This window comes from Vibrio sp. S9_S30 (genome assembly GCF_014694455.1).
In the GTDB taxonomy this organism is placed as follows: domain Bacteria; phylum Pseudomonadota; class Gammaproteobacteria; order Enterobacterales; family Vibrionaceae; genus Vibrio.
In genome coordinates this window covers 55,419-81,466 of the sequence record NZ_JAAUWT010000018.1, presented here as the reverse complement: position 1 = coordinate 81,466, position 26,048 = coordinate 55,419, and the positions used below count along the sequence as shown (strand labels likewise).

Here is a 26,048-nt window from a genome sequence, read left to right as displayed (position 1 = left end):
ACGATCCCACATTTGGATTGTTTATTCGAATTGAATCAAACGTCATGCTTTATCTGTTCAAATTCCGCTATTCTTGAAGAAGATCAATAACGAATGAGATTCATTTTGAAACGCTTTCTGTTCCTTTTAGCTCGCTTTTTCTTCTTACCGACGGTCATTATCCATTTTCCTGCTGCGAGTGCAGAGTTTGCCTTTTCGACGTGGAACCTAGAATGGCTGACCACCCACCCCAGCAAAAAAATTGAATCTAGCCAAAGAGTGGCCCGTGATTTCAACATGCTGAACAAGGCATTTGATAAAGTATCGGAACAGTCTTGGCATATTATGTCGTTTCAAGAAGTGGACTCAGAGGAAGCATTGAAGCGGGTAACCGGTCCGGGTTATCAATACTTTTTATCCGAACGCTCTAGGAACAAACACCAAGATTTGCAGTTTGAAGACATTAACCAATACACTGGCTTTGCGGTTTCAGAGGGGATCAACGTTCAAAATCGTGACGATATTAACTTAACGCCATCTCAATATAATAAATTAAGGTTTGCGACGTATATTGTTGTCTATCCCCCCACAAGAAAGCCCATTCACTTACTGTCTATTCATTTGAAATCGGGTTGTTTTGCTGCAAGAAAGAACACGAAATCCTGTAAGGTACTAGCCAAACAAGGCAAGTCGCTCAATGCATGGATTAAAGAAAGGCAAAGGAATGATCAATCCTATGTCATTTTAGGCGATTTTAACCATAACCTCGCCTACCCTAACGATTGGTTGTGGAGAATTTTAACTAAGAACGTGAACGATCATATCGTTCTGAACAGTAAAAATACCAAAGCGGAATGTCGTGTCCGATCTCGCTCTAATCCAACAAAAACACATCAGTATCGAAACTTAATTGACCATATAGTCTCAAGCCCAGATCTGGCACTTCGACAAGCCAAACAAGTTGCTTTTACCAAACATGATGTTCTGAATTATCGACTGAGTGACCATTGTCCACTGGTATCAAAGGCTAAGTTATAACGGCATCATAGTGACGTAGCGCTTAGTTTTATTAACAAATATATAACTTAGCTAGAATAAGTACGTCGTTACTGGTCATTATATAACGGTGTATTCTATTCAGTCTGTTAGCGATCAATGAAAATACGATGGAAAGGTATGGGTGTGCGCTTAGCATTGGCTATGGCCATTTTGTCTTTGACAACACTCATTGTATCTGGACTTTCCTCTTACACATTTTCAGATATTAATACCCGACTTGAGTATTTGAACAATAATGATCTTAAAGCGTTGGATTACGCCGCAAAGCTCAACGATAAAGTACGTCAGATCATTGCTACTGCTCCTCTTCTTGGGACTGCCGATTCCAGCGTCTCGAGAAACCAAGCCATGGAGGAAATCAATGCTGCTATCGTTGAAATGAATCATGTCATGGCGCAATTTCCCGACTACCACAATTATTTTAAAAACATCATTACCCAAATTGGAAACAGCCTAAGCTTACTCTATCAAAATGAAGCGCAATCTGATCAGCTGTCGTCTCAACTCGACTCTTTGCTTGATGGGTTGTTTCCACTATTGGAATTGGCTGTAGGATCTCTCGATTCGTTATCCAGTGCAGAAAAGCAAGAGATCCAGTATGCACACTTTCGGTCACTTATTTATTACCAATCTGGGCTAGCTGAGAAATTGTATAACGACGCCAGTTTCAACGAATTAGATCAAACGATTCTTCGGTTAGAGGAACAAGGAAACAAATGGTGGCAACTATGGCAGGAAAGCTCCTTACCCATCAAACACCCCAACTTGAACGAGCGATTAATGGTTCTTCATAAGCTTACCTCTCGCGGAGGAAGGCTCTTTGCCCTCAAAGATGAATTAATTGATAAACACTACCAAGCTCAATTTTTGCTTGAAAACAGCAATACGCATCTGCACCAACTTGCCGTACAGATTGAGCGTTACACCGCGACGGTGAATTCTGATATTGACCGTTCACTCAGTTCAGCACGGCAATCACTCTCAGCTAATCAAAGGTTAGCCGTACTTCTTTCTTTAATCAGTATTACGACAGCTGTTGCCACATCTTGGTTTTACGTAAAGAAAAATATCTTACAAAGAATTCAGCAACTTCAGCTTAATATGAAAGCCATTTCGAGTGGGTACCTCGCCACACCCGTCGCCATCTCGGGGGGTGATGAAGTAACGGAAATGGCAAAAGATCTCCAAGTGTTTCAACAAACGGCAATCGAAGTAGAACAAACCAATAGGCGGCTTGAACAAGAAGTTATTGAGCGGGCTGCCGCTGAAAAGAAACTTCGCTCAACGCAAGATGAATTAATACAAGCCGGTAAATTAGCGGCTCTTGGAGAATTAAGCGTTGGTATAACGCATGAAATTAACCAACCTCTGACCGCGGTGAATAGCCATGTAAGAAGTGCAAAACTGTGGTTGGATAAAGATAACCCTGAAAAAGCGATAACGAACTTAGATAAGATCCAGAAACTTCTATCGAAAACCGCCGCCATAACACGACACCTTCGAGCATTTGCAAGAAAAAGTGACGGTCACATAGAGTCTGTGCACTTGGAACCTGTGATTAACGACGCCATTCAACTTTTAGAAAGCCGCCATCCGAACGATATCATCACTTTTAAGCCCAACTCAATCACCTATGTGTCTGCCAACACCATTCGCTTAGAGCAGGTGTTCGTCAACATTATCGGTAATGCCTTAGACGCGGTAGAAAAGGTTTCAAAACCAACAATATCGATTGCGGTAATAACCAGTAATCACAGCACAGAAATTGTCATTTCAGACAACGGGACGGGCATGAACGAAGAAGAAATCGAACGTATATTTGATCCTTTCTATACCAGTAAGGCGTCAGGTAAAGGATTGGGGCTTGGTTTGTCGATCGCTTATAACATTATTAAAGACTTTGGCGGCTCAATTCGAGCGGAATCCAAAGCCCATGAAGGTACAACCTTCACCTTAACCCTCAAACAACACCCACTAAATAACGATTAAAATGAAACATTCAATTTTACTTATTGATGACGAACATGATGTCGTCGACGCTGTCGGAGAAATGCTCGAACTGGAAGGGTTCGATGTTTCCACGTTTACTGAACCCGAAAAAGCGCTTAAACAGCTCAAACCAGAAAGCAACCTCGCTGTGTTGTGTGATGTGAAAATGCCGTCTATCGACGGTTTATGCCTACTGAGTGCTATTCATAATCGAGCACCCGGTGTCCCTGTGATCTTAATGAGCGGTCATGGGGATATTCCGATGGCAATAGAGGCCATGAAAAATGGTGCTTTTGATTTCTTAGAGAAACCACTAGAACCAGAACTGTTAACCGAAAAGTTAACAATGGCTTGTCAGACTCGGCTCATGCAGCTTGAAAAGCACCCCATGCCAACCAGCACCAGCATAGAAGATGTCATTATTGGCGACTCCAATAAGATGGAAAAGATTCGCACGCAAGTCTTAGCACTCGCTAAATCAAACGTCGATACCATTATCAATGGTGAAACAGGAACTGGGAAAGAAGTGATAGCGCGCGCATTACACCAATTCAGTAAGCGCAAATCGAAACCTTTTATCGCCATTAACTGTGGTGGAATGAGTGAAAGTATCATTGAGAGCGAGCTTTTTGGCCATGAGGCGGGATCTTTCACAAGCGCAAATCGCAAGCGAATAGGCAAGATTGAGCAAGCTAATGGAGGCACCCTTTTCCTTGATGAAATAGAAACCATGCCTATCACGATTCAAATAAAGCTGCTTCGTGTAATTCAAGAGCGTGTTATTGAACGTGTCGGCAGCAATGAGCTCATTAAGGTCAATATCACGATTATTGCGGCTAGCAAAGCCGATTTATCGTTATTAAGCGAGCAAGGGCAATTCCGAAGCGACCTCTTCTATCGGCTAAATATTGCGAGCATTCATTTACCACCACTGCGTGAACGTAAAGAAGACTTACAAAGTTTGTTTCGTTATTTCGTCCTTCACGCCTGTGAAAAATACAGTTCTCGCGCCCCTTCATTGTATCCGGAGCATATTCAGCAATTACACAAGCATACTTGGGGCGGTAATGTACGTGAGTTAAAAAATGTTGCAGAGCGGTTCGTACTCGGAATTGTTGGGGATGGATTCGACCTTGAAGCACCAATTGAAGTAGACCAAACCGCGAAAACTTTGGGATTTGAAGAGCAGATTGATCAGTATGAAAAGGATTTACTGATAACGGCGCTTTCTGAAAGCAGTGGAAACATTAATCAAGTGTCGGAAACATTAAACCTTCCACGAAAAACCCTATACCGTAAAATGAAAAAACACCAGTTAGACAAAGACAGTTTTAAGGTATTGAGACGTTCTTAAATATGTTTGGTCATTAAACGTCAAGGCGCTTCTTCACTTTGACGTTATGGGTCATTTGCAGGACAGAAATGACCCATACAAAGCACCTGATATTCTATGTTGTTGATTATTAATAAGATAACTATTGGCATGCTGTCTGCAATTCTCCTTTCGCACATTAAGTGCAATCTATAATGGAGAAAATAATATGAAGCAATTACTAATGGGCACAACGCTCATCTGCCTCGGGCTGACGTCAGGGTTTACCTTTGCCAAAGCCACCGCAGATTTGGGTCCCCGCCCTATGTATCTTGTCGACAACATGGATGAAAGCGCACTAAAAACAAAGCTGCAAGCTTGTGAGGCAGGTCCTTTTCATCGCAGTGATTTTTCTATCGGTCACCGGGGTGCAGCCATGCAGTTTCCAGAACACACAAAAGAGTCCTATTTAGCCGCCATTCGCACGGGAGCGGGAGTTCTCGAGTGTGACGTGACTTTCACGAAAGACAAAGAACTGGTTTGCCGTCACTCTCAAAGCGATCTGCATACCACAACCAACGTGCTTGCCATTCCAGAGCTTGCGAAAAAATGCACCATTCCCTTCAAACCCGCCAATTTAGAAACAGGGGAAGAAGCACAAGCAGAGTGCCGCACGTCTGATTTTACGTTGGCGGAATTTAAAACCCTTAAAGGAAAAATGGATGGTGCCAATCCTATGGCGCAAACGCCAGAAGAGTACATGAATGGTACTCCGGGCTGGCGTACTGATCTCTACTCTGCATCAGGAACATTGATGACACACGCAGAAAGTGTGGCATTGTTTAAAGAGCACGGTGTAAAAGTCACTCCTGAACTTAAATCTGCCGCTGTTGATATGCCTTACAACGGCTTCACACAAGAAGACTATGCACAAAAACTCATCGATGAACTGAAAGCTGGCGGAATAAAAGCAAAAGATGCTTACGTACAGTCGTTTAACTTGGCCGATGTTAAGTATTGGATAGAAAACGAACCTAAGTTCGGTCAGCAAGCGGTTTACTTAGATGATCGCGTCTACAACGACGAAAACTTCAAGCCGACCTTGGACAATATGAAATCTTTAGCCAGTTCAGGCGTTAACATTATTGCACCACCTATGTATGCGCTAGTGACGTTGGATAATCAAGGCAGCATTGTTCCTTCAGATTACGCCAAGCTCGCGAAAGAAGCCGGCCTCGATATCATCACATGGACCCTAGAACGCTCTGGGCCGCTAAATGATGGCGGCGGTTGGTATTACCAAAGTGTTAAGGACAGTATCAATAATGATGGTGATGCCATGGTGATGTTAGACGTTTTGGCACAAAAGGTAGGGGTTTTAGGTGTGTTCAGTGATTGGCCATCCACCGTTACATACTACGCTAACTGCATGAAAATTTAATAAAATAGTAACTTATTGAGCCGCCAAGTCGCGGCTCTAATACTCCCACAATACACTTTGGACACATTTGACCCAAATGAACGAAAAACGACGGACAAATGTGACACATTTGTAAAAATTAGGAAAAAAATATCAGATATCTCATTGTTTTTTAATGATTAAATAACATGGCACGCTCCTAGCAATAATAAGATCGATACTTTACATTAAATCAACAAAAAGGTTTCAAGATGAAATTAGCACCTAAAGGACTACTTATTGCTGCCTCCCTGCTTTTGCCTTCATTAGCGTTTGCACAAACCTGCGAAAACAGAGGTGTTTTGGATGACCGTTATTGCGATGAAAATAATGACCTCGTTGCTGATACACCCAAAAACAAAGACGACTGGCGCGATCCTAGTACATTGGTTTTTACGTATACCCCCGTTGAAGACCCCGCTATTTACAAAGATGCGTTCGCCGATTTTCAAGCGCACCTTAGTAAGATTACTGGCAAACGAGTGATCTACTACACGGTACACTCCAATTCGGCGCAAGTAGAAGCCATGCGTTCTGGCAGATTACACGTTGCTGGATTCTCAACCGGTCCAACAGGTTATGCTGTCAACCTCGCAGGTTATGTTCCGATTGCTGTTAAGGGTAACGAGAACGGATTCCAAGGCTATAACTTAATCACGATTGTTCGAAAGGACAGCGGCATCGACACCATGGAAGATTTGAAAGGTAAGCGCGTTGCACACACGTCTGCTTCGTCAAACTCTGGTAACTTGGCGCCAAGGGCACTCTTTCCAAATGAAGGGGTAGTTCCAGATAAGGACTATAAAGTGCTCTATTCAGGTAAACACGATCAATCGATCCTCGGTGTGTTTAATGGCGACTACGACGCAGCACCTGTCGCATCTGATGTTTATGATCGAATGGTTGCGGCGGGTCGAGTCGACGAAAGTGCGCTTAAAATCATTTACCGCAGTCCCCGATTCCCTACTTCTGCTTTTGGCTACTCTCATGATCTCAACCCCGATCTCGTCGCCAAAATCAAAGAAGCATTTTCTACCTATCGTTTTACGCCAGAAATGAGCGCAACGTTCAAAGGCGCCGATCGCTTTGCTCCCATCACCTACAAAGAAGATTGGGCAGTTATCCGTGACATTGCACACGCTACAGGTACGGCTTACACCAAAACGGGGCTTAAAAAGCTAGCGGAAAAAGAGGCGGCTAAGCGAGCCAAGAAAAAAGCGGATGAACTCGCTAAACAAGCAAAGAATCAATAATACCTTCTAGACAATAAATCCAACTTAACCACTCATTATTTTCCTATGCCCTTCTATGGGTAGGGCATAGGCTTTTTTGAATACAAGGAAAATTCGATGACAAGTACTCGTCTTCGTGGCATTGCCATCAATCAATTAGAGCATTCTTACGTCCCAGGAAAACCGATTCTTAAAGGCATAGACATCGATATTCAAGAGCCGGGTATCGTTGCGATCATTGGTCCTTCAGGCACAGGGAAAAGCACCCTTCTCCGTTGCATTAATCGATTAAACGATCCCACATCCGGTGAAATTCTCTTTAATGGCGAAGACTTAACGAAATTACACGGCACACCACTTAGAATGTTACGCCGTCACATTGGGATGGTATTTCAGGAATACAATCTGGTTGAACGGCTAACAGTAATAGAAAATGTGCTTACTGGTCGTCTTGGTTACATGAGTGCTTGGAATGCGTGGCGCCGCAACTATTCACAAGTCGATATCAATAAAGCGTTTGAATTGCTCAATTTCGTGGGTTTATCTGACTTCGCGAATCAAAGAGCGGATAGCTTGTCTGGCGGTCAAAGACAGCGTGTAGGCATTGCTCGCGCTGTCATGCAAGATCCTTATATCTTGCTCGCAGACGAACCCACCTCCTCGCTCGACCCTAAAACGGCAGTTGAGATCATGGAGCTAATGGAACAACTGGCCGAAAAGAACCAAATCCCCGTCTTGGTTAACATTCATGACGTGAATCTTGCTAAACGTTTTGCGAAACGAATCATCGGCATGTGTGGTGGCTCTGTCCATTATGATGGACACCCAAATCGTATTACCGAGGATGACCTAAAAGTCATCTACGGAGGCGAATCATGGCTGGATTAACTGCAAATCAACAAAATCCTTTTAAGGCTCACTGGTCAAGTAAGCTCATTTGGATTGGTGTGGTCATGTATTTGGTATACAGCTTCTCTTCATTAGGATTGAGTTTCGATCGAATCATCATAGGTTTTGGAGAGAGCGAACGTCTGCTCTCACGAATGTTTCCACCCGATTTCTCAAGAAGGAATTTGCTTCTTGATGGACTTGCAGAAAGCTTGCAAATAGCGATCATTTCCAGCTTTTTTGGCATCGTTATATCGCTAGTTTTGGGACTGCTTGCCGCTCGAAACATGATGCCTTTGATCATCAATATGCCAGTACGAGGTTTAATTGCTCTTTGCCGTTCATTTCACCCCGTCATCATTGCAATATTATTCGTTAAAGCGGTCGGGTTTGGTGCACTAGCGGGCATTCTTACGCTGGTGGTTGCTTCCATTGGATTCATTGCGAAGCTTTTCGCTGAGGCCATTGAGGAAATTTCTTTCAAGCAAGTTGAAGCGATCCGAGCTACCGGAGCAAGTTTTATCAGTGTCGTCTTATTTGCAGTAATGCCTCAAGTGTTTTCCCGTTTTATCGGGTTTTCAAGCTATCAATTGGATTCCAATTTGCGTAACTCAACAATGGTTGGAATCGTTGGGGCTGGTGGACTGGGTGGCACACTCTTTTCTGCATTCCAAAGGTTCGATTATGACTTTGTGGCTGCGATTCTAATTACCATCATTACGCTGATATTAATCGGTGAATTCCTATCTAACATCGTTCGGAGGATTTTCTGATGACGACTGCGAATATTGATCATCATTGGGAACGATTTACGACATCAGAAAAACTGATGCGCTATACCGCGTATTTGTGTTTCGTTATGGCGCTGGTTTGGTCTTGGCAAACGGTCGAGGTCATTCCTGAGTTTTTATACGATGCCCCAGCCCAATTCGCGGATATGTTTAAGCGCATGGTGCCGCTTCAGTATGGCTTCTACCCAGAAAGTGTTCATGATGCACTCATCGAAACGCTGCATATTGCAACACTGGGGACACTGTTCACATTACTTTTTGCAGTACCTTTAGCGTTATTGAATGCGCCTAACATAACACCGAATAAAACCGTTAATTGGATAGCACAGTTCTTTCTCGTGTCATCTCGCTCCATTAACTCTTTAGTTTGGGCTCTGTTGTTCATCGCATTTTTTGGTCCGGGCGTTATTGCAGGCATTATGGCCATCGCCATTCGAAGTATCGGTTTTGTTGGTAAACTACTTGCCGAAGCGATGACGGAAGTCAACATGGGTACAATTGAAGCACTAAGAGCGACGGGTGCTTCAACGACGAGTATTTTGCTTAAAGGATATTGGCCTCAAATTATGCCGGCGTTTTATTCCATTGTGCTTTTCCGCTGGGATATTAACGTTCGAGAGTCCGCTGTTCTTGGTTTGGTGGGAGCCGGTGGTGTTGGTGTATTGCTAAGCGATGCCATGAACCTATTCGAATGGCAAAAAGTGTCGGTGATTCTATTAAGTATCTTTGTCGTGGTGGTATTGGCTGAAGCTTTGGTCATACAGATCCGAAAAAAACTTATCTAATAGCGATAAATAAAGCGGAAACGCAACAAACCCAAAAGCCCAGAATAGTATTCTGGGCTTTATATTTCTGAGCTTTTTTTACATTCACGCACATCCAACCGTGCTCAAATAGAAGATAGCGACCGTCAAATCGGTTTCGCCACTCCTGCGATTAACGCGAGCTCTTTTGGGTAACCTCTTTGTGTCGCCAAGTCTACCGCCCTGACGACAACATCCGATTCTTGGACACCATTCAAAGCCTCATAAGGCTGAAGCAGTTGTGTGTCGGATATCATCTGCTGAGAATGCATATGTGCGGCTATCTGTTCCGATGCCTCTATCGCCGATGACGCCTTCACAATTTCCATTCGAGCATAGTTAACCCCTTCTAATGAAATGTCTGATGCTCTTAATGTGGAGTCTTCCCCAGGAATTTGCTGAGCCCCGTACAGAGGTTTGCTTGCCATTTTCGCAGTAGCAAACGAAGGAATAAATTGAGACATATGTTCAATGGCACGATTCGTACGCTCTAATTGTTCTTCCTCTGACCACCCCGCGTCGATTTTTGAAAGTAAGTGACTAGGCAATTTGGGCTGGGAGCTTTTCTCTGTACTCGTAACCAATCCATCGCGAAATAGCGTAATGTCTTCCGTCATCCCGTGGAGCTGGAACACCCCATTAGCATACGGTGTAAGCTGAGCCATTCCATTTGGGGTTCCGCGTTGCCCGTGAAATATGACTTCTGGCCATTGTTGATCGCATTCATCCCAACGTGTTACGTAGGCGGCTTTAAATTCAACAAATCTTTGCTTTGGACGCTGTGCCCAGTCATCGACTGTCCCTGTTTCAAAACCACTGGCATTAACGAGGTAGTCTACGTACTTAAATTGCGTGTTATCCTCTCCCAAGTGTGAAAATGATACACACCACCCCGCTTGACTTCTTTCCACTTTCTCGACTTCCGTTTCCATGTGCAAGTTGCAGTTGGTTTTACTCGCCAAAGCCAAATCAAGCGTTGAAGAAAGCCTAAAAATACTCCAACCAAATTCCTGTACAACCACCACTGGGTACTTGATTTTGTCTAGGTCCGTATGCCGAGCAAAGGGAATCATCCAATCATCGAATGTAGAAGGTTGTTTTGGCTGCTCCCTTTCACGCAACGCCATTAGTTGATCTTTTTCGTAGGTGAAATAGTAGTGTTGAGGATCACCCAAAACGCAGTTGGATTCATCGCTTTCAACCAAGGATTGATAATACTGTTGAAGAAAATTGAGACGTGGGAGGATTTCGTCCGTTCTCCCAGTATCCTTTTTAGGGATAACGATCACCGTGGGTCTAATATTAATAGTGTGAGGAAAAAGCTTTATGGTATCGATAGATTGACGCAGTAAATCGGCACATTGAGTTTCGGAGATTTCACGATACAAGTTACCACCGGCATGAAGATGGCAAATGGGGGGGCCATTAACCAAACTATTACGTTTTTCAAACAGAGTTACGTCCAAACCTAATTCTGAAAATTTGAGGGCAGCGGTCGAACCCGCGATGCCACCACCAATGATTCCAACACTTAATGTTTTCGGCTCTTTATTTTTTTTTAGGGTCATGTCTTTAATACGCTTTCCAATTACCCAAGCATTTTACTCAGATATTGATTTGAAGAAAATCACATTTTTCTTGTACCTTTTCGTTATAACGAACGATCAAAAAAAACTTAAAAAAAACTTGACCATATTGCCCTAAATTAAACACATTTCAGATTTGTGCATAACAAAAGGCGTTGAGGTTCCTTAGCCATTGGCTTGGGCGAATACTCACAGATTATTCGCCCAGAGTTATCCCAATATTTATCCACCGTTTTTGTGGATAAGTCACCGTTAATTATTCACAGGCGTTCAATATGAGCCCTTATTCACTGGGATTAACAACCGCTTTATCAACGTGTTAAGAACCAAACCCAGTGTCACAAAGCTAAGCAATGGCAGAAGAATCCATAGCCATGGATGTGCATTAGGTGTTAATTCAAAACCCCACTTCATCAGGCTTGCAACACTCGCTTCAGCGCCAAAGCTTGCAATGACTCCAGCGGTAATCGCCATCAAACCAAATTCACACCACAGGGTATTAGAAATTCGTTTCTTTGAGGCGCCCAAAGTTCGATACAACCGTATTTCTTGCTGCCGTTGTGAAAGACTCAACCTAAGAAGCGTAAATATCAGCATTAATCCGGCCAGAACACCGAGACCAGCGAGAACCGTAATCGCCCATACGATTTGACTCAACAGTTCCTGGATTTTTGCACCCATTACGCTGATATCCATCACACTAACTGTTGGGAACTGGCGAGAAAGCTTGGTCAGGAAGGGTTTATTTTCTTCTTCAATTCGAAAGCTCACTAGATAAGTTGATGGGATGCTTGCCAATACGTCCGGTGAAAATATGAAGTAAAAGTTCGCTTTCATCTCTCGCCACTCAACGTGACGAACAGAATCCACATTTGCTGCTACCGTAACACCATTAATGACGAAGCTGATCGTATCTCCAAGTTCAAGCCCCAGTTCAGTCATCACTTCTTGTTCGACAGAAACCGAGCCCTTACCTACCCAACTTCCTTCTACTAATTGGTTGTGTTCAGGAATGTTCTCTGCCCACGTAAAGTTTAACTCTCGGCTCAGAGCATCCGTTTCTTCTTCGGAACCTTTTCTGCTTAGTACATAATCTTTCGCGGGTACAGTATTAATGGTACTTATGCGTCCGCGTATTATCGGGTAGGCCTCAGACCTTTCTTGGACATTCGCATCAAGCGTTTCAAGATAATCCTTAACTTCTGTAGCTGCGATGTTTAACGCAAATACATTTGGCGCATCTTCAGGCAGCGTTTGTTGCCAATCGCTGAGTAAATCCGTTCTCACTAGCCAGATGATCGAAAGCAACATTAAAGACAGCGCCAAGGCTGAAAGCTGCACGCCGCTTGCAACTCTTGTTCGGTTAAGTCGGCTAACCGCAAGCTTCATTGTGGTGTTCATTGGTAATTTCGCAACGAGCCGTGTTATCGATGTACTAACCAGTCCGAGCAATACAAACAGCACAGCAATACCCACTAGCACCATCCACACCATTAAGTTACTGCCGTACACGATTAGCATTGGGATCATCGGGACGAGCAGTAACAACAACGACTTTTTACTGATTGACCGAGAAGATTCCTGCATCACATTCAGTGCAGGTGTATTCAGTAAATGCAATAGCGGAATGCCGAGCGCAGGCGCACTGATCAGAATGCATGTTACAACGGAATAAAGGTATGGTGCCGCCCCATATGAAGGTAATGGATCGGGAAGCAAATCCCCCATTGGCAAACGAAGCAGCCCCTCCAAACCAATACCAATGCCAATGCCAAAAGTGATTCCAATGGCAAACAACACACCTAACTGAACCCACAACCAACGCGCTATCCAGTTTTTGCTTGCGCCTATACTTTTGAGCATCGCAATGGTTTGGCGTCGATTTGCTACATAGTGTTGGCAGGTCAATACGAGCGTCGTTGCCGCCATGAGAATCACAATGGCGACCGTCAACGATAGATATTGTTTTGTCCGAGTAAAAACATCCGAAGTTCGGCTCTGAGAATCTTCTGTCAGCCACCGATCACTAGGAGTCAATTCTGTTTCATCAATAATTTTCTGAATGGCGGTTGAATTACCGTTAAGAAAAAGCCGAAATTGAACGCGGCTTCCAACCTGTAACGCGCCAGTTTTATCAATATCGGCAGAATTGATCATCACAGATGGCATTTGCTGAAACGGATTAAACGATAATCCAGGTTCTTCAGTAATAACGCCGGAGACCTTCAAGTCTGCATCCCCTATCGTGACAACGTCACCCAGCTTAATTCGAAGCTGATCCCGTACCCGTGGTTCTATCCATAACTCACCCGCACGAACAGAAGAACGAACACCGCTTTCCCCCGTTAAAATCAGTTCGCCACGCAATGGGTAGTCATCGCCAACCGCTTTAACCATAACCAGCTGCATCTCTTCTTCGCTAAATGCCATCGTCGCAAATCGTGTTAACTGGGTGGTTTGTAGGTTTTGTTCGGTCACTTTTTCCAATAAAGATTCAGGGATCGGATTGGCAGATACATATACAGAATCGGCTGTTAGCGCATCTTTTCCCTGTTTTACGATAACTTGCTCCATCCTATCCGCCAGCGCACTGAGGGCAAAAATACAGGCAATAATTAACGTCAACGCGGCTGAAATAGCCCAAAGCTGACCCTGCTTGATTTCTCTAATGCTCCAGCGAAGTAGCTGACGATTAGGCATTTTGAACCTAGGCGTGGTAATGGGAGTCTGCACTTCTTCCATTATGCCACCTCCAAGTGACCTGCTTGCATGTGGAATGTTCGATCGCAGCGCTTCGCAAGTTCAGGGTCGTGTGTAACAAGCACTAATGTTGTGCCATGTTGTTTATTCATATCAAACAGCCGCTCGATAATGTTGGCCGCGGTATGTTGATCGAGGTTTCCAGTCGGTTCATCGGCAAACAGAATTTTAGGCTTGATCATGAACGCTCTAGCCAAAGCAACACGCTGCTGTTCTCCGCCCGAAAGCTGAGTAGGTAGATGATTTTCTCGGTGGCTCAATCCGACAGATTCTAATAATGATCGAGCTCGGGCAATATCCTCATCTTCTCCTTTTAGTAAGCAAGGCAAGGTGACATTCTCTAGCGCTGTCAAACTTGGTATCAGTAGAAAACTTTGAAAAACAAAGCCCACCATTTCGCTACGAAGTGCCGCACGAGCTTCATCGTCCAGTTTCGAAAGCGGCCGATCAAGGAGCGTAATTTCTCCTCCAGTTGGTGTATCTAAACCAGCGAGTAGTGTCATTAAGGTTGACTTTCCTGCACCAGATGTCCCTACGATGGCGACGCTTTCGCCGTCACTAATGTCTAAATTTACGTTTTCAAGGATTGTTAAATGTTCTTGATTAGTAGTAACTTGTTTAGAAACTGATTCAGCTCTTATAACGGATGATGGCATGTTGCGTTTCCTTTCGATCTTATTATGTGTGGTATTTTCTAATACGACGTTTAGTCAGACTTTGCTTATTTTGGGCGATAGTTTGAGTGCGGGCTATCAAATGAAGGCAGAACAAAGCTGGCCCTCTTTACTATCCCATTCACTGAGTAAACACAATCTCAATATCACTGTCGTTAACAGCAGCGTTTCTGGCGACACAAGCGGAAATGGACTTGCCAAACTACCCGGTCTATTGGACGAACACTCCCCTAATTGGGTTTTAATAGAACTCGGAGCTAACGATGGTTTACGGGGTTTCCCCCCTAAAACGATCACTAAGAACCTGAAAAAGCTAATTGAAATCACTGAACAATCTGGTGCAAAAGCATTACTCATGCAAATTCGAGTTCCTCCCAATTATGGCATGCGTTATAGCACTATGTTTGCAGCTATCTATGAAGACCTCGCTCTTGAGTATAAAATTCCGTTGATCCCTTTCTTTTTAGAGCAAGTGATCTTGAAACCGGAATGGATGATGAGTGACGGCCTGCACCCGAAACCGGAGGCACAACCCTGGATTTCCGACTTTGTAGCACAAGAAATTGCACCTTTTCTAAAAAATGACACCACAATCGAATAGTTTGCTGTCCTAGCTCAATTGAATATGCCCATCATTGGTGTAAGGTTATGCGGTTACGATAATAATTAGGACCAAGACATGCAGAACAAGCCAGTGATCGAAGGTGTCGTTGCCCGCTCAGCAAACCCCGAAGGTTGTCAGGTTGCCATAAGCAAGCAAATTGACACGGTCAAGAAATCATTACCAATCAATACTACGCCTAAACGTGTACTTATTTTAGGCGGCTCATCCGGTTTGGGCCTAGCAGCAAGAATCGCTCTAACATTTGGTGGCGCAAAAGCCGATACCATTAGTGTTTCACACGAGCATGCGCCAACGGATAATTTCACTGGAAGTGCAGGTTGGCATAACAACGTTTACTTTGAACAAGTAGCCAACAAGGAAGGCCGAGTTGCAGTGAATATTTCTGGTGATGCGTTTTCTTCAGAAGTTCGAGAGCAAGTGATAGAAGCCATTGAAACTTACTTTGAGGGAGAAGTAGACCTCATTATTTATAGCCTAGCAGCCGCTAAGCGACGCAAAGACAGCGAAGGGTTTTGGTATTCCTCAATCAAACCACTCAATGAAGCGGTTCAAGGTGCCTCCATTCTGCTAGAAGATGATTCTTGGGTTGAAAAGACTGTAGAGCCTGCGAGCAATGAAGAACTGGAATCCACCGTTCGTGTTATGGGCGGTGAAGATTGGGAAAACTGGATTGATACCCTTATTAATTCAGACTCGATCGCGACGGGATGCAAGACCATCGCGTTTTCCTATGTAGGATCAGACGTCACTCACCCTATCTATCTTGATGGCACACTCGGTCACGCCAAAGTCGATTTGCACCAAACTAGCCATTCACTCAATATCAAACTTTCTCAATATCAAGGTGGTGCTTACGCTTGCGTGTGCAAGGCATTGGTTACCAAAGCCAGTGTTTATATTCCAACTTTCAGCCCTTATATCATTGCGCTTTACAAAGTCATGAAAGAAAAGCAAACACACGAGGGATGCATTGAGCAGATGCAACGGTTGTTTAGGGAAAAACTGTATGTAGACAAAATCCCTGTTGAGCCTGAGCGCCTGATCAGGCTCGATGAACATGAGCTAGATGAAGATACCCAAAGAAAGGTATCGGCGCTACTTAACCAGATGAATGCGGACAATTTCAAGCAAATCGGAGACTATGCCGGTTATAAATCTGATTTCCTTGAACTCAATGGATATCAACATTCCTAATACAATGTGCATTTTGAACAAGCCATTACCCACAGTAAAAATGGGAATGGCTTGTTCCCTTTCTCAGTCTTGCATAGGAAAATGCTGAGATTTTACGCTATAGAATCATACCTTACAGGCTACAAACAGTGCGGCGACGTTATTATTGACGATTCCCACCACTGCCCCCGCACCAACCTAAGCACGGTAAATTACAATATATCGCACCTATAATTTCGTCAAAAATGCTCAGATCTTGATCTCAAACTTCAGCTTTGTGCTGAAAGAATAATGAAAAAAAGGCATATTGACTCTATTTTGCGACAATCCTTCATCTAACACGTTGAACATGATTCCTACGTCATATAATGATTGTAACTTAGGATTAAAAGTCAGGAACGGAAAGGAATCCATGTCAAAAATTGACGTTAGTCAGATTGAAATTCCAGCTTACATGCAAAAAAGCTGGCAACAAATCGTAAATTTGGTTTCGGTATTATCCGACGTTCCTTCTGCGCTCATCATGCAAGTTCATCGAGATTCGATCGAAGTGTACAAAGCTTCAGAATCAACGAGCAACCCACCTGAAAATACGCCATATGAGCCTTTAGATAGCAGGCTGTATTGCGAAACTGTCATTAAAGAACAGCGCGCGCTCACCGTGACAAACGCGCCACATGATCCTGAGTGGGCAAATCATCCTGACGTTAAATTAGATATCATCGCGTATTATGGAATCCCCATAAATTGGCCAAATGGTGAGCCATTCGGCACCCTATCTATTATTGATGATAAAGAGAATACCTTTTCTTCTACAATAAAGTTACTTCTTGACTCATTTCGCGACTCCATAGAATCACAACTTGCCTTGATTTATCAACATTATCAATTGGAACAAACCAATCGAGAGTTACGCAATCGAGTACAAAGCCGAACACAAGATCTTGCCAGCTTGAATTTTTCGCTTGGGACGGAAATCGATCGTCGCAAAGCAGCAGAACAAAAAGTGCTTTATCAACAGTCACACGATTTAGGCACTGGCTTTCTCAATAGGCTGGCTTTGATTGATGAAGCACAGACGCTTCTTGGGCAGATGAAATCGACAGATAGCACCCTCGCCTTTGTTCATGTGGGTTTTACAAATGGTCGTCGATTGTTAGCAAAGCATGGTTATGAGGTCTTTGATACTGTTCTTAAAGAGTATCGAAAACGTGTGGGTTTTATAGACGTGATACACAGTATTACCGCTCGTACTTCCACTATCGACCTCGTTTTTGCGCTTGAGATTGATGAGTCTAAACACAATCTTGAATCCCTCTGCCAACGTTTGGTGGATATTAGTCAATCTGAGTTTTTCATTAATGGTCAGCCACTTCATTTGCACGCTTTTATTGGGGTTGCAACGTCATACGATGCGGATAACGCTAATTTAATGCTTAAGCACGCAGGTGAGGCCATGCTTGCCTGTAAGGACTCTGGGAAGAAATACGCCTTCTATGCCAATTCCAACATTACAACGCCCACCAACAATCAATTAGAAAGCTATTTACTTCAAGCGGTTCGAAACGACGATTTAACGCTCTACTTTCAACCAAAGGTATCTCCAAGGAACGGTTACTGGTTAGGTGCTGAGGCTCTTCTTCGTTGGAACCACCCAGTATTGGGGCAAGTCTCGAACGATTCGTTGATTCAACTAGCAGAAAAGAATGGGTTAATTTTTGAGGTAGGCAACTACGTATTAAGAAGTGCCATCCAGCGCGCGGCAGAATGGACGAAATACATGAAGGATTTTCGAGTGGCGATTAACGTATCTGCCGTGCAATTACGCGACCCAAACTTTGTTGAACAAATAGAGCAATTGCTTGATTACTATAAACTCAATCCCAATTGCCTAGAGTTAGAGGTAACTGAAACCAGCTTGATTGCCGATGAGTTTCTGGCAGGGCAAACTCTTCGAAAACTGCATGGGTTAGGAGTGACGTTGTCACTAGATGATTTTGGAACTGGCTATTCCTCATTTAGCTACCTTAAGAAATACCCGTTTGACTGCATTAAGATCGATAAAAGCTTTATCAATCAAATTTCCGGCAGTGAGCAAGATAAGGAAATCATACGCTCCATTATTCACGTTGCCAAAAAGCTCAAACTTAAAGTGGTGATGGAGGGCGTAGAAAGCCACGACCAAGAACAATTTATACTCGAAGAAGGGTGCGATTACGTTCAAGGTTACCTATATGGCAAACCAATGAATACACATGAGTTTGAAAATAGCCTCATCACTAAAAAATTCAATGGTCAGCGTATTGCGGCACGACACTAGAGAAATCTCCAACCCATCACTCATCGGCATTTTTATGGTTGTATATTTCAAGGTCGCATCTTTACATGGTTTGGGTATAATCTCCGCCCACTCCAATCTAAATAGTGACTTCTCGTATGGATCAACTGATCGCATTACTTAAAACCATTGAAAAACAGAACTACCGCAGTTACCAGAAAATTAAAGGCAGTTACGATTTCGGAGATTTTGAATTATTCATTGATAGCACTCAAGCCGATCCATTTGCACCCGCATCACGAGTGCGTGCTTTCCGTCAGTGGTCTTTAACTGGCTTGGAGTGGTTAAAAGAAACGTCGCCAGCATTTCAGCGAGCCGCCCGAGATTTTATTGCTCGCTCTTTCGCCCACTTTGCATCGCAAGAAAACAATGTGTTCATAGCATTGACTGGGCAAACCGTTTTAGACCACACCTCCGTTGTTTTTACGGATAAAGGGATAGAGCTCCGTTTTAGAGTCGATCTGCCAGCGGACGGACGCACCATTCTTGGTAAAAAAGCCATCAATATTCTCACGTTTTATTTGCCGAAGTTTATCCGCAAAGCCACTCTGCACAGAGAGTTGGATATTGACCGCCTTAAGAAACACTGTGCAATTATCGAAGATCAGGTCGCGCTAAGAAAGCAACTTTCTGAACACAATTTGATGGCGTTCGTAGGTAACGGTAGCGTATTACCTCGTAAAGCCGGTAACAGTGATTTGCCTATGCAAGACGCGGTCGAATTTGTGTCGCCAGACTCACTTGCCGTTGAATTAGACACGCCTAACTCTGGCAAAGTAAAAGGCATGGGTATTCCAAAAGGCATCACTTTAGTCGTTGGTGGTGGTTTTCATGGAAAATCAACGCTGCTGAACGCTGTTGAGCGATCCATTTATGACCATATCCCTGGCGATGGCCGTGAATACGTTGTTGCCGATGAGAACGCAATGAAAATACGGGCGGAAGATGGCCGTTGCGTGCATAACTTGAATTTATCAAATTACATTAACCATTTGCCCCAAGGTCGTAGTACGGAGGAGTTTTCCACTCAAGATGCATCCGGTTCAACCTCTCAAGCGGCCTGGCTTCAAGAATCGATCGAATCTGGCGCTACCGCTCTATTGATTGATGAAGACACCTCCGCAACCAACTTCATGATTCGCGACGAACGCATGCAAGCGCTTGTTAGCAAGGGCGAGGAACCTATCACTCCTCTGGTTGATCGTATCGGTCAAATCCGAGACGAACTTAATATCTCAACATTGATTGTGATGGGTGGCTCTGGAGATTATTTAGACGTCGCCGATACCGTTATTCAAATGCACGACTATCAAGCGGTGGATGTTACTGAAAAGGCAAAAGAAGTGATCAAGTTACATCCCACTCAGCGCGTTCAAGAAGCAACAGAAGCACTTGCTACGTTCTCTGAGCGTTCCTTCCATTCAAAATCACTACAAAGCATATTGGCTGAAGGTAAGTTCCGTGTTGGAGCCAAAGGAAAGGCACGTTTGAGGTTTGGTAAAGAGCAGGTGGATCTAGAAGCTTTGGAGCAAATTGAATCCGAAAGCCAAATCAATGCGATTGGCTGGATTTGGTTTCAATTTGCTCAACTTCCTAGCTGGTCAAAGTGTCCTGCAAAAGATCTCGCGAACATGATTAAAGAAGAAAACTGGTTTGAAACGATGCCAAAGCATGGCGATTTAGCAAAACCACGTGTCATTGACGTGATGGCGGCACTGAACCGCATGAGGCAATCTCAATTTAAAGCCGCTAAGTAACCAGAGCGACACTCCCTTTAAACTGGTGACGAGATTATATGTGTATCCTCAAATTACTCGTTTGAGCATCACTTAGCTTGTCTCTATGGTCGTCAAAAACGGTAGTCAAAAACAAAGGAGCCATGTGGCTCCTTAAAAGTATCGTTATCGAACTCTTTTTGATATTGACACCCAAAACTACATTCCGGTAAGCGGAATAAAATAGACCAATGCAGACCAAGCAAAAATCCATACGCACACCACGACAGTGTCTAGCCAGTCTCTACCCCACATATGGTACTCTCCCAATGCATAAAATAAGTGATGCTCATGGCTAACGCATAGCCGGCAGTGAATCATCTCTTATATTTTATGCAAGCAAAATACAGACCAATTGTTCGATTTATAGTCAAATAAAGACGGTTGGGTCGGATTGAACGAGGTCGATCAGGCAATCGGCCATAGAGTGGGTTGAGACGTATCCCTGATCTTCCATGTTCAGAATTGCGTCATAACCTTCTTTACCTTTCATTGTATAAGCGGTTGAGCAACCACGATAAATCACTTCGTCCTCAACGTTTTTCCAACCTTGAGCGTGAGCGACCTTCAATTTGGTAATTCGATGTCCGATGGGTGCATCTGCGTCGTATTCAAAACACAAATTATGTGTGTACGGGTAGCTGCCCGACCCTGTGCCTGTCACACCGTTACCTAACGCATTATTGATGGCACCTTCAACCATCTCTTTGATATATTTGCCTTTTATGTCGTAATAGCCCACTGGAATGGCAAACGGCAATAATTTTCCTGCCACTTCGTCGACGGTAATTTTGCCACTTGGAAGCGAATTCCTGACTCCGCCGGCATTATGAATGGCAAATTCAACGTTATGACCGTCATTATTCATTACGGTATAGAATGCGCGGCAAACGATTGGGGCTAATTCACTGGGTCCCTCTTCGTCGGGGATGCGTACATGCCGATAAACTTTCGACGCTTCACCAATGACTCTTGCTCGAATTTCATTCACCTGAGGGCGATATTTGTTGTCTAGAATCGATTTTACGTCCTGATCTTTAGTACAACGAATCACGTTTGGATGCGCATAAATGACCGCTTGAGTCTTGTCATACACCGAATCGTCTACAAGCTCATCGAGGCTTGCATCCAGTGCCAGCCTACGCCCCACAAGCAGCTCATTCTTCCCATCAAATCGGTCAATCGTGCCATCTTCGTTAAAATCGATTTCACAATGCCCCATAAATTGAGCGTAACATCCAGCTTGAACAATGCGTGTATTGTTTACGAGCAAACCGTAGTCGTCATGTTTAGTCAGACCGATATCAGTGAAGTCACCTTGCAACACATGTGAATGACCACCAATAATCAAGCTGATCCCATCCACTTCGTTCGCCAGTTGTTTATCTTCTTCATACCCTAAATGACTTAACAGGATGATTTTATTGCAACCAGATTTGTGAATTGCCGTAATGGTTTGTTCGGCAACCATCTTCGCATTCAGGAAAGGCGTATCCGGATCCGGGTTAGAGATATCTGCCATTTTGTCTAGTGATAAGCTGAATATCGCAATTTGCTCACCATTGGCATCATACGTCAGCCAACTGCCTCGCTTTTCAGCCTTGTTGTACGAGTACAGATTTTGCTTCGTACTTAATTGATTGCGTTTCCTGCACTCTGAAGAGAGATCCCAGTTACTCGCAATCATAGGGAAATTGATATTATCGAGAAAATCCGCCACGGGCTCATTACCCATATCCAATTCATGATTCCCTACCACCATTGCATCTGGCTCTAGGGCGCTGAGCATTTCGGCATTGGCTCTTCCTTTAAACAAAGAAAAGTAGATGGTGCCTTGAAAACAATCACCCGCATGCAAGAACAAAAAGCGACGACCCCGTGCCATTGCCGTTTTTCTGATTTGTTGTAGTCGATTAGAAATGCGAGCAAAGCCTCCAACACTAATAAAGGGAGAAACTTGCCTACCATTGATGTTTAAATGAAGTTGAATGGTGCTTGGTTCGAAATAGGAGTGCGTATCGTTGATGTGCGCGATTGTTATCGACGCTTTTTTATTTTGATTTTTCATTGTTTTATCTTATTGACCTTTTTGCCATTCTATCATAGCCATACCTGAATGACAGGCTAGTGAATCATTGACGAAACGACGCTAAGTGTTTGTTTATTCGGTATTGTGATCGTATTACCGCTTAAACATCACGAAATGGTATAAGCTTAAAACATAGTTCAAAGTGGCTGTTTAGGTACTTATGCAGTTAGAAAGAATAGAGATAGCTGGTTTTCGTGGGATTAAGCGCTTATCCCTTACGTTTGATGAACTCACCACCCTAGTTGGCGAAAATACTTGGGGTAAATCCTCGCTCCTTGATGCACTCTCTATCGCACTGCCTAGTAACTGTGTGCCTTATGAATTTGTCATGCAAGACTTTCATGTCGATTATTCCATTGCAGAACAACAGACCCAGCATCTCCAAATTGTTTTAAGTTGGAAAGCCAGTTTCTCGGGCGAAGAACAAGCTGGGCGCTATCGCAAAATAAAACCTGTTTGGACAACCGACGACGAAGGGACTAAACGGATAATTTATCGGTTAAGTGCTACGCGAGATCGCTATAAAATCACGACCAACTGCATGTTCTTAGACGCGTCAGGCAATCAGCTGCATTTGCACCATGCGTATAAGCTGGCGCAAGAATTGATGGCACTTCACCCTGTTATCCGGTTAAAAGACGCTAGGCGGCAAATTACGAATAGCACTCAAAATGAAGTTAATTCACGAGCTGAGAAGCGCATTGAAAATACGTCGCGTCGTTTATTAGCCATGCCGGGGCATGTAAACAAAGGGGAGATGAAAAGCAGTTTAAACTCAATGCAAAACCTTGTTGAACACTACTTTAATGTGCGGGGTCAGTCCCGTGGCAACCCAAGACGTCAGCGCGATAGAATTTTCTTTGGTAGTACAAGTCAGAACGACAAAACGGCACTCATGCAGTTAGCTGGTAAAAACAATAATAAACAGACACGCCTTTTACTGATGGGGCTGCTCAGTGCCTACCTTCAAGCAAAAGGTTCCGCTGATTTACGACGATGTGCTCGTCCAATACTGATTATTGAAGATCCCGAAGGACGCCTTCACCCTACCCACCTAATTCGCGCTTGGAGCATATTTCAATTATTACCGATGCAAAAGATCATCACCACCAACAGCGGCGACCTGCTTGGTGCTGTCCCATTAAACTCGATAAGACGGCTCACACGGCACTCCGATAGAACCGTTGCGCACTCTATTTCAAACAAAAGGTTAACCGCAGACGAACTTCGAAAAATTGGGTTCCATATACGCTTTCACCGTTCCAGTGCATTGTTTGCGCGGTGTTGGCTTTTGGTTGAAGGAGAAACCGAAGTCTGGCTATTTAACGAATTAGCAAGATTATTGGATTACAATTTGGCGGCGGAGGGGGTTCAAATTATTGAGTTTGCTCAATCGGGGTTAAAGTCATTAGTGAAGGTCGCGCAATCATTTCATATTGATTGGCATGTCGTCACCGATGGCGATGCCGCGGGGAAAAAATACGCGGCATCAGTAAGGAGCTTACTTGAACATGAACAAGAGCGGCACCGGTTAACTGAGCTGCCGGACCGAGATATTGAACACTTTCTTTACGCTAATGGCTTCGAACCCTTTTTTCGATCCCTTGTGAAAATCCCAATGGACCATCCCATTCCAGCCAAGAAAGTGATTACGCGGGCTCTTAAAAAATTCGCTAAACCGGATCTTGCGCTCGCCATTGTGAGTTACTGCGAAGAGAACGGTACTGATAAAGTCCCACTGTTAATTCGCTGGACACTAAGACGAGTGGTTTCCTTAGCCAATGGCAATCGTTAGCTTGCCCCCTGCTTGGTTAGACCGAAATATTGGTGAAGCTGCTCTCCGCTCGCCTTCATTAGGTAGCCAAATATTCCTCCCAACATAAGTGATGGTACAACGAGTGCCCAGTTTCCACTTGCAGCAAAAGTCGCGCAACAACCAATAAACGTCCCCGGAATATAGCCGAACCAACTTTTCTTTGCTTGTATACACATAAAGAACGCCACTATAGAAGTGACAGTGTAACCAATATTTTCTAAGTTCATGTAATCCGATAAGGTAATGATCACCATCGCCCAGAATACACCCGATAGGTTCGTTAGAAGGGAGGCACCAAGACCTTTAATCCCGCTTTGTGGCGAAGCAAAATAGCTTGTGCAACCTAGAAATCCGGCCCAGCTTATTAAACCTAAGGTGACAGAAAGCCAGCCCCAGATCCCAGAAAGAATGCCAGTTGTCAGCGCAATGGCAAAAAGAACACTCATTGAAAAACCTGTATTGCAGTTAAAAAGCGATGTTATATAAACAGCCCTATGCCGAATACGATCTAACTCACAGATATATATAACAAAGAGGTATGTATTGCATGGAAGTGTTAATGCAATCGATTTTATTGATGACTGCTATCATTTCCTTTTAACGCCTATTCAATTCGAAAACTGGGCATGCAGGATGTCACTGGAAAGTTCGATTACCTAGCCGCCCGCCAATGTATGTGAAAAGCGACCGCTTGGGCCGCTAGTCAATTTATGCGCATTAACTCGGTTGTTTAAAAAGAGGAGTGTGTCAGAAAGGATTACTACAGAAATGAGGGTTTATTTTTCATCATGCGTAACCCTTCTCTCTTAATGCAATCCAGTAATGGATTTTCAACCATGTCGGCTCGCCAAACAAAGGAGAGCGTTCTTTCCATCTTGAGCTCCGGTACGTTGAGTGCAACCAATTGCCCCGATTCAATGAACCGCTCGACATCTAGATAAGGAAGGCAGGTAAGATAAGGTCCATTGGCCACCATGCTACGCAATACAGGTACGTGCTCATACTCGCGCCAAACATCAAGGTTGGCAATGAGATTATGAATGTTGCTATCGAATACCTTGCGAGTGCCCGAACCATGTTCACGCAATACCCATTTCGCTTGTTCGAGCTGTGCCAAGCTGACTTTATCTCGCTGAGCGAATGGATGATGGGCAGCGGCGACAACAGTAAGGTGATCTCGGCACCAAATTTCTTGATGGATCCGGTTATCGTCGCAGCGTCCTTCAATAACACCTAGGTCGTATTTATAATCCAATACGCCTTCAATAACGCTACGTGTACTTTTGACTTTGAGCGATATTCGCATCTCAGGAAAGTCGTTATCAATAATACTGATGAGATCCGGAACCAAGTGTTCAGCCGGCGTTTGACTCGCGCACAGCCGAATCTCTCCGCTTAACAAATGCTGGTCAAAAAAGCCCAATTCTATTTGCTGTGCATCTTGTAAAAGTTTTTTGGCCTTAGGTCGAAGCCATGTCCCCCAGTGCGTCAGCATCATTCTTTTCCCCTGCCTTTCAAACAAAGGACGTCCAAGCATTTTCTCCAACTGTGCGAGTGACATGCTTGTTGCGGATTGGGTTAATGAGAGGTTTTCCGCAGCCTGGCTAACACTTCCGCTGTCTGCCACAGCATCAAATACAGCCAACTGTTTTAGTGAATAGCGCATTGGTTTCCTTTTGAGGTTCTTCTAATTTTTTGAC

General features: G+C 43.9%; 19 protein-coding genes. 13 read left to right on the top strand and 6 right to left on the bottom strand.

Annotation, left to right across the window (positions count from 1 at the left end; genetic code table 11):
* The first annotated feature begins 105 nt into the window (after positions 1 to 105).
* The 8 genes from HC752_RS19105 (at position 106) to phnE (HC752_RS19070) (ending at position 9,494) form a co-directional block, all read left to right on the top strand.
* Complete coding sequence (locus HC752_RS19105) at positions 106 to 1,017, top strand: endonuclease/exonuclease/phosphatase family protein (RefSeq protein WP_238930568.1); 912 nt, start codon at positions 106 to 108, stop codon at positions 1,015 to 1,017.
* Positions 1,018 to 1,155: 138 nt separating this feature from the next.
* On the top strand, positions 1,156 to 3,027 hold the full coding sequence (locus tag HC752_RS19100; RefSeq protein WP_190336794.1) for an ATP-binding protein: 1,872 nt from the start codon (positions 1,156 to 1,158) through the stop codon (positions 3,025 to 3,027).
* 1 nt (position 3,028) lies between these two features.
* Positions 3,029 to 4,381 carry a sigma-54-dependent transcriptional regulator gene (locus HC752_RS19095; RefSeq protein ID WP_190336793.1) on the top strand — a complete coding sequence of 451 codons (1,353 nt, stop codon included), beginning with the start codon at positions 3,029 to 3,031 and terminating at the stop codon, positions 4,379 to 4,381.
* Positions 4,382 to 4,568: 187 nt separating this feature from the next.
* On the top strand, positions 4,569 to 5,780 hold the full coding sequence (locus HC752_RS19090) for a glycerophosphodiester phosphodiesterase family protein (protein ID WP_190336792.1): 1,212 nt from the start codon (positions 4,569 to 4,571) through the stop codon (positions 5,778 to 5,780).
* Between the two features lie 230 nt (positions 5,781 to 6,010).
* Positions 6,011 to 7,051, top strand: a complete 1,041-nt coding sequence (gene phnD / locus HC752_RS19085; RefSeq protein WP_190336791.1) for a phosphate/phosphite/phosphonate ABC transporter substrate-binding protein — start codon at positions 6,011 to 6,013, stop codon at positions 7,049 to 7,051.
* 96 nt (positions 7,052 to 7,147) lie between these two features.
* On the top strand, positions 7,148 to 7,918 hold the full coding sequence (gene phnC, locus HC752_RS19080) for a phosphonate ABC transporter ATP-binding protein (protein ID WP_190336790.1): 771 nt from the start codon (positions 7,148 to 7,150) through the stop codon (positions 7,916 to 7,918).
* Positions 7,906 to 8,691 carry a phosphonate ABC transporter, permease protein PhnE gene (gene phnE, locus HC752_RS19075; protein WP_190336789.1) on the top strand — a complete coding sequence of 262 codons (786 nt, stop codon included), beginning with the start codon at positions 7,906 to 7,908 and terminating at the stop codon, positions 8,689 to 8,691. Before phnC ends, phnE (HC752_RS19075) begins: the two co-directional genes overlap by 13 nt.
* Positions 8,691 to 9,494, top strand: coding sequence for a phosphonate ABC transporter, permease protein PhnE (gene phnE, locus HC752_RS19070; RefSeq protein ID WP_190336788.1), 804 nt, complete (start codon positions 8,691 to 8,693; stop codon positions 9,492 to 9,494). Before phnE (HC752_RS19075) ends, phnE (HC752_RS19070) begins: the two co-directional genes overlap by 1 nt.
* A gap of 125 nt (positions 9,495 to 9,619) precedes the next feature.
* On the opposite strand, the gene HC752_RS19065 is transcribed toward phnE (HC752_RS19070), so the two are convergent.
* From HC752_RS19065 to HC752_RS19055, 3 genes are all read right to left on the bottom strand, one after another.
* Positions 9,620 to 11,080 carry an FAD-dependent oxidoreductase gene (locus HC752_RS19065; protein ID WP_190336787.1) on the bottom strand — a complete coding sequence of 487 codons (1,461 nt, stop codon included), beginning with the start codon at positions 11,078 to 11,080 and terminating at the stop codon, positions 9,620 to 9,622.
* Between the two features lie 288 nt (positions 11,081 to 11,368).
* Positions 11,369 to 13,840, bottom strand: coding sequence for an ABC transporter permease (locus tag HC752_RS19060; protein WP_238930567.1), 2,472 nt, complete (start codon positions 13,838 to 13,840; stop codon positions 11,369 to 11,371).
* The gene (locus HC752_RS19055; protein WP_190336786.1) at positions 13,840 to 14,514 is read right to left on the bottom strand and encodes an ABC transporter ATP-binding protein; all 675 of its coding nucleotides are present in this window, start codon (positions 14,512 to 14,514) and stop codon (positions 13,840 to 13,842) included. The genes HC752_RS19060 and HC752_RS19055 overlap by 1 nt, the downstream gene beginning before the upstream one ends.
* On the opposite strand from HC752_RS19055, the gene HC752_RS19050 reads away from it, so the two are divergent.
* From HC752_RS19050 to HC752_RS19035, 4 genes are all read left to right on the top strand, one after another.
* Entirely contained in the window at positions 14,513 to 15,133 is a 621-nt protein-coding gene (locus HC752_RS19050; protein ID WP_190336785.1) for an arylesterase, read from the top strand. The two genes, HC752_RS19055 and HC752_RS19050, sit on opposite strands and share 2 nt — an antisense overlap.
* Positions 15,134 to 15,211: 78 nt before the next feature.
* A complete protein-coding gene (gene fabV, locus HC752_RS19045) occupies positions 15,212 to 16,351 on the top strand; it encodes an enoyl-ACP reductase FabV (protein ID WP_190336784.1) in 1,140 nt (379 codons plus the stop codon).
* A gap of 391 nt (positions 16,352 to 16,742) precedes the next feature.
* The gene (locus tag HC752_RS19040; RefSeq protein WP_190336783.1) at positions 16,743 to 18,650 is read left to right on the top strand and encodes a bifunctional diguanylate cyclase/phosphodiesterase; all 1,908 of its coding nucleotides are present in this window, start codon (positions 16,743 to 16,745) and stop codon (positions 18,648 to 18,650) included.
* A 116-nt stretch (positions 18,651 to 18,766) separates the two neighbouring features.
* Positions 18,767 to 20,425, top strand: a complete 1,659-nt coding sequence (locus HC752_RS19035; protein WP_190336782.1) for an ABC-ATPase domain-containing protein — start codon at positions 18,767 to 18,769, stop codon at positions 20,423 to 20,425.
* A 388-nt stretch (positions 20,426 to 20,813) separates the two neighbouring features.
* On the opposite strand, the gene HC752_RS19030 is transcribed toward HC752_RS19035, so the two are convergent.
* Positions 20,814 to 22,511: a bifunctional metallophosphatase/5'-nucleotidase gene (locus HC752_RS19030; protein WP_190336781.1), complete on the bottom strand. Its 1,698-nt coding sequence runs from the start codon at positions 22,509 to 22,511 to the stop codon at positions 20,814 to 20,816.
* Positions 22,512 to 22,692: 181 nt separating this feature from the next.
* On the opposite strand from HC752_RS19030, the gene HC752_RS19025 reads away from it, so the two are divergent.
* Positions 22,693 to 24,327, top strand: a complete 1,635-nt coding sequence (locus HC752_RS19025; protein WP_190336780.1) for an ATP-dependent endonuclease — start codon at positions 22,693 to 22,695, stop codon at positions 24,325 to 24,327.
* On the opposite strand, the gene HC752_RS19020 is transcribed toward HC752_RS19025, so the two are convergent.
* Positions 24,324 to 24,794 (bottom strand): DUF1097 domain-containing protein, encoded by a 471-nt coding sequence (locus HC752_RS19020; RefSeq protein ID WP_190336779.1) that lies wholly within the window; start codon positions 24,792 to 24,794, stop codon positions 24,324 to 24,326. The genes HC752_RS19025 and HC752_RS19020 overlap by 4 nt on opposite strands.
* 314 nt (positions 24,795 to 25,108) lie before the next feature.
* Positions 25,109 to 26,014 (bottom strand): LysR substrate-binding domain-containing protein, encoded by a 906-nt coding sequence (locus HC752_RS19015; RefSeq protein WP_190336778.1) that lies wholly within the window; start codon positions 26,012 to 26,014, stop codon positions 25,109 to 25,111.
* Between the last annotated feature and the right edge of the window lie 34 nt (positions 26,015 to 26,048).